The following is a 12,676-nucleotide window of genomic DNA, read 5'->3' as shown; positions in this document are numbered from 1 at the left end:
ATGCAGTAGCATGCCAGTGTGGGCAGACCGTATGGAGCCGGCTCCCAAAGATATTGAGAAACTGGATGTGCTTGAGCATCTGGATTCGAAATTACCTCTGGATCTGGTGTTTCTGGACAGTAAAGGAAAACAGGTGACGCTGGGTGATTATTTTAAAAAGGATCGCCCCGTGATTTTGTCACTGAATTATTCGAACTGCCCGATGCTGTGTTCTTTACAACTCACAGCACTGGTCAGGGGTTTAAAAGAATTAGAGTGGTCGGCTGATCAACAATATGATTTTGTCTCTGTCAGTATTGATCCCAAAGAGACCTATCAGCGGGCAAATTTAACAAAACAGAAGTACTTCAAGGAATACGATCGTGCAGGCACAGCCGGGGGCTGGCATTTTCTGTGCGGTCAGCAGGCGTCCATTACAAAATTAGCGGAGGCCATGGGGGTTCAATACAATTATATCGAAGAGCGAAAAGAATACGCTCATCCGGCTGTATTATTGATCTGCACTCCCGATGGTCGGATTTCCCGATATCTCTATGGTATCGGTTTTCCAAAACAGACTTTGAAATTAGCATTGGTGGAAGCGTCGGAAGGAAAGATCGGTTCGACCATTGATCGGTTTTTACTGTTCTGCTTTCACTACGATGCAGACAAAGGTCGGTATGCTCCGACCGCGCGGAATATTATGAAAATTGGTGGGTTTGCGACCGTCTTTATCCTGACTGTGGTTTTGATTCCCTACTGGCGGGGACGCAAAGGTAGAGTGCAGCTGGAAACGATAACCGGGCAGACTCATGAAGTGACAGGGGGCTCCTGAACCGTATCAGGCCTCTTTGCCAGAGAATTTGTGTTTTAATCAGATTTGGTTAATACCTTAAATATTTTAACACTCAACAGTTGAATGTGTGAATGCAGATGAAACTATTCATCCCTGAATTATTAGCGAATGCCGAAGCCGGTTTCTGGTTTCCGGCACAAGGTTCCACAGTGGCAGAGAATGTCGATTCTGTCTACTTCTTCATTCTGTGGGTCTGCACGTTTTTCTTCGTGCTGATCGTCGGACTGATGCTGCTGTTTATGGTCAAATACCGTTATCGGCCCGGCGTCGAAGCGGAAAATACCGCTACGCATAACCTGACCCTCGAACTGTCCTGGTCGGTCATACCAACCCTGCTGACCATTGTCATGTTCTGGGTGGGATTTACTTCTTACCTGGATATGCGAACGCCTCCGGCTGCGTCCTATCAGATTGATGTGGTCGCAAAAAAATGGGTCTGGGCGTTCAAGTACCCCAATGGCTGGATCGAAAGCGAACTCCATATCCCACTGGATGAGAATGTGACACTCACCATGGCATCGGATGACGTGATTCACAGCCTGTGGATTCCGGCCTTCCGTACCAAAATGGATGTAGTGCCCGGTCGTTACACGCAGGAATGGTTTAAAGCCATCGCGCCTCCTGTACCGGAGGGTGAAGAATCCGTAGAGTACCCCCTGGAATACCCTTTAATGTGCTCCGAATACTGCGGGACCAAACACTCAGAAATGGTTACCAAAGTTGTTGTGCATGAAACCAGAGGCGATTTTGATAAGTGGCTGCAGGCCGCTGCCGATATTCACAAAAACAAAAATCCGATCGAAGCCGGCGAATACTTTTACAAAAGTCGTGGCTGCATCCAGTGTCACTCGCTGGATGGTTCCATCATCAAAGGCCCTTCCTTCAAAGGTTTATTTGGAAGCGAGCGGACATTTGCTGACGGAACGACCCGGATTGCCGATGCGAATTACATTACGCAGTCGATTCTGGAGCCACAATCACAAGTGGTTGCCAATTTTCCTCCGGTCATGCCTACCTTTAAAGGTCAGCTGAAAGACGAGGACATTAGAGCGATCATCGCATTCATCAGAGCCCAGAAGTAGTGGGCTGGTGATACGATTTAATAAATAAAAAAGTGAGAATCCGTTTCTCAATTGTGTTTCAGGATTTTTAATCCGACCTTATTTGAAATTAATCAGGAGGCTGGAAGATGGCAACAGTAGTTGACTCCTCCAATCCAAAATCAGATTTCCCGATTCAATACCGCGAATTGAATTATTTAAATTGTTCGAAGGGCTGGAAGAGCTGGTTTTTCACCCTCGACCACAAACGCATCGGTATCATGTACCTGATCGGTGTGACTGTTGCATTCTTTCTGGGGGGGATCTTCGCCGTTCTGTTGCGTACAGAGTTGCTGAGTCCCGAAAAAATGTTTCTGAGCGCGGATGGCTACAATCAGATGTTTACCCTGCACGGTGCCATCATGACCTTCCTGGTGATCATTCCAGGGGTGCCGGCGGCGATTGGAAATATAATTCTGCCGGTGATGCTGGGAGCCAAGGATGTGGCCTTCCCCCGCATGAATCTGGGTAGCTTTTACCTCTGGATGTTTGGTGCCGCCTTCTTCCTGGCTGCCCTGGCATTGGGGGGTCTGGATACCGGCTGGACTTTCTATACTCCTTACAGTATTACCACCAGTACCGCGGTAAGGACCGCGCTGTTGGGGGTCTTTATTCTCGGCTTCAGTTCGATTTTTACCGGGCTGAATTTCATTGTGACCATTCACACCATGCGACCACCGGGGATGACCTGGTTTAAGATGCCTCTGTTTTTATGGGCCCTGTATGCGACAGCACTGATCCAGGTTCTGGCGACTCCCGTACTGGGGATTACCGGGCTGTTATTGATTGTGGAAAAAACATTCGAAATCGGGATTTTTGATCCCCGGCTGGGTGGTGACCCGGTCCTGTTCCAGCACTTCTTCTGGTTCTATTCGCACCCTGCCGTTTACGTGATGATTCTGCCTGCGATGGGTGTGGTCAGTGAAGTGATTGCCGTTCACAGTCGCAAACATATTTTCGGATACCGCTTTATTGCTTACAGTAGTATCGCGATTGCCGTGTTCGGCTTCCTGGTCTGGGGACACCATATGTTTGTTTCCGGCCAGTCGAAAGTGGTTGCCGTCGTGTTCTCGGCGATTACCTTCAGTGTGTCGATCCCTTCTGCCATTAAAGTCTTTAACTGGCTGACGACCATGTATAAAGGTTCGATCCGCTTTACAACGGCCATGTGTTACGCTTTGGCGTTCCTGTTTATCTTTTCGATTGGTGGTCTGACGGGTCTGTTCCTGGCGACACTGGCAACCGACATCCACCTGCATGATACTTACTTCGTGGTCGCCCACTTCCACTATGTGATGATGGGGTCCTCTCTGGTCGGGCTGTTTGCCGCCGTGCATCACTGGTGGCCTAAAATTACCGGGAAGATGTTCAACGAGTTCTGGGGACGTATTGCCTGCCTGGGTGTGTTTCTCGGATTCAACCTGACCTTCTTCCCACAGTTCCTGCTGGGAACACGGGGAATGCCTCGCCGGTATTACACGTATCTGCCGGAATTTCAGAACCTGCATATTCTGTCAACATGTGGCGCCTATCTGCTGGGGCTGAGCTCAGCGTTAATGGCAGCTACTCTGATTTACTCGGTGTATCGTGGTAAACATGCTCCTGCCAATCCCTGGGGAGGTGCTTCCCTGGAATGGCAGTGCTCTTCGCCACCACCACACAATAACTTCGATCATCCTCCACTGGCCGGCGATCCCTACATCATGAAATCTGTCGTCTACAATGAGGAAATCGGAGGTTACGTTCCCGTTGAATGTCAAGGGGCTGACAAGGACTCTGTGACCGCATCAGGAGATAAAGAAGTTTAATGAATACCGCGGCCACCACTACCACAGACGAGCACGCTGACAGCCACGATCATGAACACCATGATCCCCGGCTGGCGCATCACTTTGATTCTCACCAGCAGCAGTTTGATACCGGGAAACTGGGAATCTGGTTGTTTCTGGTTACGGAAGTGCTGTTCTTCAGCGGCCTGTTCGGCTTTTATGCCGTTTATCGTTCATTACATCCCGAGGTGTTCCTCTACGCCAGCCAGTTTCTGGATACGACGTTGGGGGCAGCCAATACCGTGGTTCTGCTGTTCAGCAGTCTGACGATGGCCTGGGGTGTGCGTTGTGCCCAGTTGGGGCAGACGCGAGGCCTGCTGATCTGTCTGGTGACAACACTGGCCTGTGCCGCGATCTTCCTGGGTGTGAAATCTTTTGAGTACACAGAGAAAGCACATCACCATCTTTTACCAGGACGCGCCTACCAGAGCCCGGAACATCACGATGCGGCGGCCGCAGCTCCAGCAACAGATGCTGAAAGTGCCGTGGCTGCTGAAAATGCAGAAGCAGCCGAAGCTTCTGTCCACGGTGATCACGGCGACGAATCACTGTTTGAAAAAACCAAGCACACACTCTCCTATATGACCCTGGTCCTGTGGGTGGTGATTGTAATTTCCGGGATTGCACTCGGGGCGCTCTTTAAGAACCCTGGTAAAAAGACTCTGGCAACGATAGCCGGTTGTTTTCTGGTCTCTGCGATTGGGATGCAGCTGGGGACGTATTCCAGTATTGGCTATCATCAACTGGGACATACAGAAAAACCAACAGATGAAGAAATTCTGATGGCCGAGACGGTTCCAGCTGAATATGCTGCACAGAAAGAAAAAATCCCCGAACCGATGCTGGCACGAACCTTCTTCGGCGTTTATTTCTGTATGACCGGGGTGCACGCCATCCATATTATCGGCGGAATGATTGCCATCAGCTGGCTGATCGTCAGAACGGTACATGGTGCATTTACAACATATTACTTTGGCGCAGTCGATTTTGTCGGACTCTACTGGCATTTGGTCGACCTGATCTGGATCTACCTCTTCCCGCTGTTATACCTGATCAATTAGCGTTTCGAGTATTCAAGAGTTTAACCAACATTTCTGAGAGGCAACCTTGCTTCTCTGCAGTTTTCAGATAACGAGACGAAAGTATTCATCATGTCAGATCATGTTGAAAGTGATGCCCACGGGGAAAATCCACAAAGCTGCCATGTGCATGTCGTACCGGTCAAGGTTCTGATAGGCGTATTTCTTGCTTTGGTTGTATTGACGGTCATTACGGTTGAGGCAGCCAAGTTTGATACCGGTAGACTGGATGTGATTGTCTCGATGGCGATCGCGACCGTTAAGGCTTCCCTGGTGGTTTTTATCTTCATGCACCTCTGGTATGACAAACCATTAAACAAGCTGGCATTCTTTTTCTCGATCATTTTTGCTGCTTTTTTTCTGTGTATGATCCTGCTGGATTCTCATGCCTACGATGACTATGTCAAAGGCTTTACTGAAGATAAAACCCCTGAATATTTAGTAGAAGCACCGGAAACACCTGCTCCCGCAGCAGCCCCTGCCGCAACCGATGCGAAGCCGGCTGCCGACGCGCAGGCTGTCCCGACTGAAAAACCAGCGACTGAGCAGAAGCCCGCTTCCACAGATAAACCGGAAACAGACAAAAAGACCACGCCAGAAACGTCAGACAAAACTGATTCGAAGTAAGCTACCGAATTTCATGGTCGCTTCTCGAAAACAGGATGATCCAGCAGCGGGTCGTTTCAACGTTTGTCATTAACGACATTTCTGTTTGTTGATCAAAAGCAGGTGAGCATGCCAGCCGACCGGAGTCAGAGATGGAAAGATCGTCTCGTGCTGTTGTTCACATCACGAGACAGACTCAGCCAGCGGGATTTTGGTCTGGCGATTTTTCTGTTTAGTATCTCCGTCCTGTTTATCGGCGGTCTGCTGGCTTATGTGATCGTCCGTTCGAATCTGGCACAAAAGCATGAACCGGTAAACCTGGTCATCCCTCCCGCGCTCTGGATTAGTACGGTCCTGTTGATTCTGGGAAGTATTTCCATTCAGCGTGCAGTCTATTATGTGAGTCACGAAAAACAGCAGCCGTTTCGTAATTGCCTGAATCTGACCTTTCTGCTGGGGGGCGCTTTTTTTGTCATCCAGACGATCGGACTGGCTCACCTCCTGCAACAGCATTCAGATATCTTACTGAGTCTCGAAGGCACCAAAAATGCCGCGAATTACCCCAGCAGTTATGGCGTACTGTTTACGTTTGTGTTAGTGCATGCCTTCCACTTTTTCGTTGCCTTTGGATTTCTGGGCTTCGTGATTTATAAAGCTTACCTCTACCTGTACGATCATGAATATCACTGGGGTGTCCATGCCTGTGCCGTCGTCTGGCACTTCCTGGGAATTATCTGGATCTGCATGCTGCTGCTGTTTTATCTGATTGGGTAAAGCGTCTCCCGGTGAAGCAGCGCATCGCGTGTTCGATGCCACGCTGCTCAATTCAGTCTGAAGACATTTCAGTAAAACGGGACACAGTCTAAGTAACATCAATACAATGTGTTAAGCTCTCTTTACCGATTATTACCGCCGATCACTGGGAGAGAGTGTGAACCGCTATTTCCTCAGCCCTGCTGGTTTTACTAAAATAGATGACCAGTCGTAATTCCTCCTGGAAATCTGATTCCGGTTCTACCGTTTCTCTAATTGTCTGTCGCGATGCACCACACTGCCCGTCAACTCGAAACTCAAGCTGAAGAGTTGCCGCAGCGATCCAGCCTGTTTCGGCTGGTGCTGGAGTCCGTGGCTTCGCTGGCGATTGCTGTCATTCTTTTCCGGACCTTCGCTGCGGAAGGCTACATGATTTCGACAGGCTCAATGGCACCCTCTCTGTTGGGATACCATAAACAGGTCACCTGTCCCCGTTGTCATTATTCGTTTACTTACGGTGTGGCCTATGATGATTCCGTCTCTACCAGCCACGTGAATGACCCGGCTGTCGAGGGGCAGGATTTTCAACAGGCCGGGCAGTATGCCACCTGTCCGAACTGTGATACGAATTCCATCGATCTGGCTCAGGTGCCCCGCAATGAAGGTGACCAGTTACTGGTGTTTAAACACGCATACTACCTCAAGCCTCCTGCGCGCTGGGATGTGGCGGTGTTTCAAAATCCGATGAAGCCAACCCAGGCATATGTTAAACGGGTGGCAGGCTTACCGGGTGAAGCCGTACAGGTCAAAGAAGGGGACTTGTATATCAATGGGAAAATCCAGCGTAAAGATTTGAAAACACAACGTGCAGTTCGTCTGCTGGTCCACGATCATCAGTTCCAGCCAGCGGAGGATGACTTTTTTCAGCCCCGGTTTTTACCCGTGGAAGCAGATTCAACGCAGGGACAGAATCAACCGGCTCCACCTGCCTGGAAGGAGCAGCCGGATGGGTTTCTATTTGCATCAGATGGCACTGATGCAGACACGTGGTCCTGGGTCAGGTACCAGCACTGGGTGAGGCAGGGGGGACATTATCAGACAGAAGTGCCGCTGGAGAAATGGCCGGAAGAAATCGAGAAACCCGAACCGGTGCTGGCTGCCATTCAATATGACGAATTGAAACAACAGCTGTCGTGCAAAGGAGCAATGCCGGCGGAAAACTGTCACCGGCTGCTGAACCAGACAGAAGATGATGCGTTTCGGTACGCCGTCGCTCTGTTGTATGAAAAATCGCATGTGGCCCCTGTGCTGGATCGGTATGCCTATAACTCCGGACTCGAAAATCAGACTGCGATTCCGGTACATGATTTTCTGTTTGAGTGCGATCTGCAGGCCAGGTCACCAGAGGGAGAACTGGCGATTGAACTGTTCGACGGTCAGCATCATTTTCGAAATTTCATTGACTTCAAACGGCGACAGGTCAATCTGTTTATCGATGATCAGAAACAGCCGATCCGTACCGGACCATTGCACAGCGATTTTCGATCGCAGCCCGTGAAACTGGAAATGTCGGTGATGGATCGACAGGTTTTATTTGCCATCAATGGAGAGCTGGCTTACCAGCCTCTGCTTTTCAGCAAAAATTCAGAGCCGCGTGAGGAGATACGGATTCCCCTGCAGTTTGGTGCGCGCGGCGGAACATTCAAACTGACCGGTATGAAACTGTTTCGTGATATCCACTATACGCGTGGCAAAGCCCTGCATGGGGTTGATGAACCATATCAACTGGATCAGAACAGCTATTTCATGCTGGGCGATAACAGTCCCGTTTCGCTCGACAGCCGCAGCTGGGCTGACGGAAAAGTAGATCAGAAATACCTGCTGGGTAAACCGTTTCTCGTGCATTTACCTTCGCGGCAGGGCGAGGTCAAAATAGGTGATCATATAGGTCACATCCGCATTCCAGATTTCACCCGAATTCGCTATATTCACTGATAGAAACGCATTTTTTATAGAATAATCAGAAAAACAGTTCATAAATCAGAGCCCGCAGCGAATGATCAGATCTGGTTCGCAGATTCGATCCATCAGGTGCCCGGGCATTTTAGATTTGACAGGTTGTCGGTAATGGCCAAAAAAATAGAAAAAGCAAAACTGAAAAAAGCTCCGAATGAGCAGGTTGAGAAAAGTAATGCAGAACAGGAGCAGGGTAAAAGTCGCCACAATGAGATGCGCGATACGATTGAATCGATCATTATTGCCCTGGTATTCGCGTTTGTTTTCCGCGCCTATTCAGCCGAAGCATTTGTGATTCCCACAGGTTCGATGGCGCCTACTCTCTATGGGCGTCATAAAGAACTGCACTGCGCCGAATGTGGTGTGAAGTATGCGGTGGGAGCCAGCGATGAACTGGTCGAAAAGACAGAGTACTATGTACCGGACTACAAAGTCACCGGTGCCTTCTGTCCGAACTGCCGTTACTACACGAACCTGCAGGACGCCATGCCTTTCACCGGGGATCGTATCATCGTCAATAAGTTTCCCTTTGATTACGGTGACCCTGGTCGCTGGGATGTGATTGTTTTCAAATATCCCGAAGCTTCACAGACAAACTACATCAAACGACTCGTTGGTCTGCCTGGCGAAGAAATTCAGATTTCCCGCGGGGACGTCTATGCGCGTAAGAATGAAAAAGAGCCGTTTCAGATTCTCCGCAAGGACAACCTGGATAAACAGCTGACCGTTCAGCAGCTCGTGTACGACGATGATTATCCTCCGCGCGAGATCCTGGAGTATGGCTGGCCTGAGCGCTGGTCCCCCATGCAGCAGGTCAAGCCGGTTGAGACACGCTTTGAAGATCTCAAGCAGTCAGCCTGGGAACTGGATCGTGAATCGCGGGCGTATCAGTTCAAAGGGGCGGCGGGCAAAGCCGGTAAGCTGGAATGGCTCCGTTATCAGCATATTGTACCCCGTCAGTCGGAGTGGGCATTGCTGCAGGAAAACCCTGAACTGTTCACGCAGACGATGCTCTCTTCTCCTCCCCAGTCCCGACTCATCAGTGATTACACCGCCTACAATAACTATTCAGGCGGGTCCTCTTCCGGGCTGTTTACTTACGACGCCGCATTCTGGGTGGGAGATCTCACACTCAGTTTCGATGTCGAGATCCAGTCGGAGACAGGAGAGTTTCTGGTCGAGCTGATGCGGGGTGACCGTCATTACCGTGTCCGTTTTGATGTGAAAACAGGTCAGGCCCGACTCTATTTTGTGGAAGATTTTCCCAATCCCGAACCAGTCGAAACGGAACTGACTACGGTGGAGACCGATCTCAAAGGGAAGGGGGGCTATTCCATCATGTTTGCGAATGTGGACCAGCGACTCTGCCTGTGGGTTAATGGGTCTGCCGTCGATCTGGGAACCGCGACGGAATACCAGCCTCCGGTATCACCGGCACCCCGCGATGGCGATCTGGCCCCGGCGGGGGTAACGGGTGTCGGAATTGATTTTACAGTTTCACATCTCATGCTGCAGCGCGATATTTATTATCGTGCGGATGAGTATTATCAGAATCAGGAGTACTCCGGCGATCGCAGGCACTTATGGGAATTGCTCTGGGATCCGGCTGCCTGGAGTCGTCAGTATGAAGATCACCGTCAGCAGGTCCGGTTTGATAAAATGTCCGATGATGAGTTTTTTGTGCTCGGTGATAATTCTGCCCGCAGTGCCGACAGTCGACTCTGGGGGAATTCGCGACAGGCAGAACATCGTCACGCCGTTCCCCGTTCTGCCCTGGTCGGGAAAGCCTTCATGATCTACTGGCCGCATGGAATTCCGTTTATGAATGATGGGCGCGGTTACTCACCCAGTGCTGGCCCTCTCAAGCGGTTTTTCTACCATCAGACGCGTCCGGGAGAGTATCCGGATGATCCTTATGCCAAGCTATCCGTGCCCTTTTATCCGAATGTTTCCAGGATGAAACGCATCCGGTAAACTCATATCGCACTTCTCCCATATATATAAAATCGATATTCAGCCGAATGGCATAATTTAGTAGAATCATCTCTCGCGTGAGTTTCGATTGCAGTTTCGTCAAGGAGGACGAGTACGATGGCATTACTGGAATGTGTGGGCCTGGTGAAAGATTATCCCGGTAAACGGGCCGTCGACGGCGTCGACTTCTATGTGGAGCGCGGTGAGATCGTCGGTCTGCTGGGACCCAACGGTGCAGGTAAAACGACCACCTTCCGTATGGCCTGCGGCATGGTGGCTCCCACCAAAGGCCGCGTGTTTCTCGAAGACACTGACGTCACGAGCTGGCCCATGTATAAACGGGCCCGGCAGGGCATGGGTTACCTGCCTCAGGATGAAAGCGTCTTTGTGAAACTTTCGATCGAGCAGAACATCTATGCCATCCTCGAATTTCTGGATGTCACTCGCAAACAGAGGCACGAAACCGTCGATCGCCTGCTGGACCAGTTTGGTCTGACAGCGAAACGCAAACAGATTGCTTCCACCCTGTCCGGGGGAGAGCGACGACGATTGGAAATTGCCCGTTGCCTGGCCAGTTCCCCCGAACTGATTCTGCTCGATGAACCGTTTACCGGAATTGACCCGGTCACAATTCACGATATTCAGGATATCATTGCCGATCTGCGGGATGATGGCATTTCGATTCTGCTGACCGACCACCGGGAACGGGAAACATTAACCATTACAGACCGCAGTTATATCATCTCGGCTGGTCAGGTGCTGGTCAGCGGAGATGCGGAAACCGTGCTCAGTGACGCCTCCGCACAGGCCCTCTATTTTGGGAAACGGTTCGACAAAGGCTCGATCATCGAAGGACGCGAAGCTTTCGGTACACGAGGCAGCGATCGCGAAGCGGCGTAGTTAATCTTACGATTCGTCCCGGTAACGACCAGGCTGCCATCTCAAAGCCGCACGGCCAATACACATGGAATCGGTCAGACGGTCCATGCAGATGCCTGCTGCAGGCAGCAGAATCAGGTCTCCCGGATTCACAGGGGCATGACCGTTATTCTCCACCACTTCATCCAGTCGCGCCAGAATCGTGGGAATGGTTGAGGAGATGGAATTCCCATAGTTCGGCAGATTATTGAGGAAGTCGGCGGAAATGGGAATCTGCTTCGCTGCGGCGATCATGGCTTTTAACAGTTTACCGCTTGGCTGATGCGGGGCAATCAGAATCCGATCTGTCGTCTCAGAGACTTCCTGATAAGACTTCAGGCAGGCTTCGAGCATCAGGTCAACGCCGTTCAGAAACACGGATTCGCCATCCATGTGCATCACGAGCTTGTGCTCGGGCTGTCCCCGGAAATCGTACATGTCTCCCTGTTCGGTCCAGAACAGAGGCACATCCGCTTTACGGCGTTCTTCGGGAATATATTCGGTTGAGGTTTCCACATGAAGCAGGCTATGTCCGGGACCACTCCACAACGTCGTGCCGGTGGCACCAGCAGAGACGATGCCGCAGAATGCCTTGTCTGAGGAATCGTGCCAGTGTTCGGGAGTTTCAACGGTCAGCAGGGGAATATGCACGCCGGCGGGATGGTTTTCCAGCAGTTTGGAAGCCCGGTTCAGCAGCTCGATAAATCCGACGCAGCCATAGTTTAAGGCGATAAATCGCTCGGAGGGGACCCCCAGTTTTTCAGAGAGCTGATCGCACAGCTGACGGGCAGACTGGTTACGGGTGTGCGAATGGCACAGCAGGATTGCCGGGCAGTCAGCCCAGTCAAAGCCGACGGTCAGTTGCAGTTTTTCTGCAATCGCAGTCGCGATATCCAGTGGTGAAAGATCTGGCTGCAACAGGCGGCGTGTTTCGATGCCCGTAGAGCGACTGATCGCTTTCACACTGGAAAAACCGGCGCTGAAACCCTGGTGAGAGAGTGTATAAACACTTTCATTATCTAATAGTTCAAACAGATCTGTATGATCTGCCAGATCTACGATTTCTGTCAGTGCAAATCCATTAGTCTGCATAAAATAGTCCCAACCTCGCAATTGCAGAAAGGGAATCCGTAACCCCGCAATCGTCTGAGTATGTGCAACATTTGCCTAAAGTGCAATTGAATATAAATAAATGAGAATGTTTTTTTAGCAAGTCAAAAAGTTTCTGCTGCAAACTTTAGCATGGCGGGATCCGGAAGATCTCCTGTGCAGAAAACTGGTGCCTGCCTGTTCACAAATTCCACGAAAGCAAAGCCAGTAAAGTCATCAGTGCTCCCATGATTATGACCGATGTGAAAAAAAAACGGATCGAACGTTGAATGATGATTTGAGGTAACTCATACCGCGTGGCGTTATAGACCAGACTGATCACTGCCAGCAGCGGAATCAGATACACTACCGCATTAACCTGACTGGCAAAAAGTAGTGAAACGGTCATTTCTCATAACACCTTTTATTATACATATTTATTAAAACAGGATACGTGGAATTCAGACTGGGGAATGA

The 12,676-nt window shown here is 50.4% G+C and carries 11 protein-coding genes; 9 read left to right on the top strand and 2 right to left on the bottom strand.

The window, feature by feature from the left end; translation table 11 throughout:
• Nucleotides 1-10 precede the first annotated feature (10 nt).
• The 9 genes from GmarT_RS27350 (at nt 11) to lptB (ending at nt 11,092) form a co-directional block, all read left to right on the top strand.
• Nucleotides 11-814, top strand: a complete 804-nt coding sequence (locus tag GmarT_RS27350) for an SCO family protein (protein ID WP_149303486.1) — start codon at nt 11-13, stop codon at nt 812-814.
• Nucleotides 815-912: 98 nt separating this feature from the next.
• On the top strand, nt 913-1,917 hold the full coding sequence (gene coxB, locus GmarT_RS27345) for a cytochrome c oxidase subunit II (protein ID WP_149303484.1): 1,005 nt from the start codon (nt 913-915) through the stop codon (nt 1,915-1,917).
• 107 nt (nt 1,918-2,024) lie between these two features.
• Nucleotides 2,025-3,743, top strand: a complete 1,719-nt coding sequence (locus GmarT_RS27340) for a cytochrome c oxidase subunit I (protein ID WP_002647383.1) — start codon at nt 2,025-2,027, stop codon at nt 3,741-3,743.
• Nucleotides 3,743-4,825, top strand: a complete 1,083-nt coding sequence (locus GmarT_RS30170; protein ID WP_002647384.1) for a cytochrome c oxidase subunit 3 — start codon at nt 3,743-3,745, stop codon at nt 4,823-4,825. The genes GmarT_RS27340 and GmarT_RS30170 overlap by 1 nt, the downstream gene beginning before the upstream one ends.
• 90 nt (nt 4,826-4,915) lie before the next feature.
• Nucleotides 4,916-5,470, top strand: coding sequence for a cytochrome C oxidase subunit IV family protein (locus GmarT_RS27325; RefSeq protein ID WP_002647385.1), 555 nt, complete (start codon nt 4,916-4,918; stop codon nt 5,468-5,470).
• Nucleotides 5,471-5,578: 108 nt separating this feature from the next.
• The gene (locus GmarT_RS27320) at nt 5,579-6,223 is read left to right on the top strand and encodes a cytochrome c oxidase subunit 3 (protein ID WP_149303482.1); all 645 of its coding nucleotides are present in this window, start codon (nt 5,579-5,581) and stop codon (nt 6,221-6,223) included.
• Between the two features lie 267 nt (nt 6,224-6,490).
• A complete protein-coding gene (gene lepB / locus GmarT_RS27315) occupies nt 6,491-8,197 on the top strand; it encodes a signal peptidase I (RefSeq protein WP_002647387.1) in 1,707 nt (568 codons plus the stop codon).
• A gap of 132 nt (nt 8,198-8,329) precedes the next feature.
• Complete coding sequence (lepB, locus tag GmarT_RS27310; protein ID WP_002647388.1) at nt 8,330-10,192, top strand: signal peptidase I; 1,863 nt, start codon at nt 8,330-8,332, stop codon at nt 10,190-10,192.
• A gap of 117 nt (nt 10,193-10,309) precedes the next feature.
• Nucleotides 10,310-11,092, top strand: coding sequence for an LPS export ABC transporter ATP-binding protein (gene lptB / locus GmarT_RS27305; protein WP_002647389.1), 783 nt, complete (start codon nt 10,310-10,312; stop codon nt 11,090-11,092).
• 6 nt (nt 11,093-11,098) lie between these two features.
• Here the strand turns inward: lptB and GmarT_RS27300 are convergent, their stop codons facing one another.
• Nucleotides 11,099-12,202, bottom strand: coding sequence for a beta-ketoacyl-[acyl-carrier-protein] synthase family protein (locus GmarT_RS27300; RefSeq protein WP_002647390.1), 1,104 nt, complete (start codon nt 12,200-12,202; stop codon nt 11,099-11,101).
• Between the two features lie 199 nt (nt 12,203-12,401).
• The gene (locus GmarT_RS27295; protein WP_002647391.1) at nt 12,402-12,608 is read right to left on the bottom strand and encodes a hypothetical protein; all 207 of its coding nucleotides are present in this window, start codon (nt 12,606-12,608) and stop codon (nt 12,402-12,404) included.
• Nucleotides 12,609-12,676: the final 68 nt, after the last annotated feature.

The organism is Gimesia maris (assembly GCF_008298035.1).
GTDB classification, from domain to species: domain Bacteria; phylum Planctomycetota; class Planctomycetia; order Planctomycetales; family Planctomycetaceae; genus Gimesia; species Gimesia maris.
Note: the sequence above shows the minus strand (reverse complement) of the source record. Positions and strands in the feature narration are given on the sequence as shown.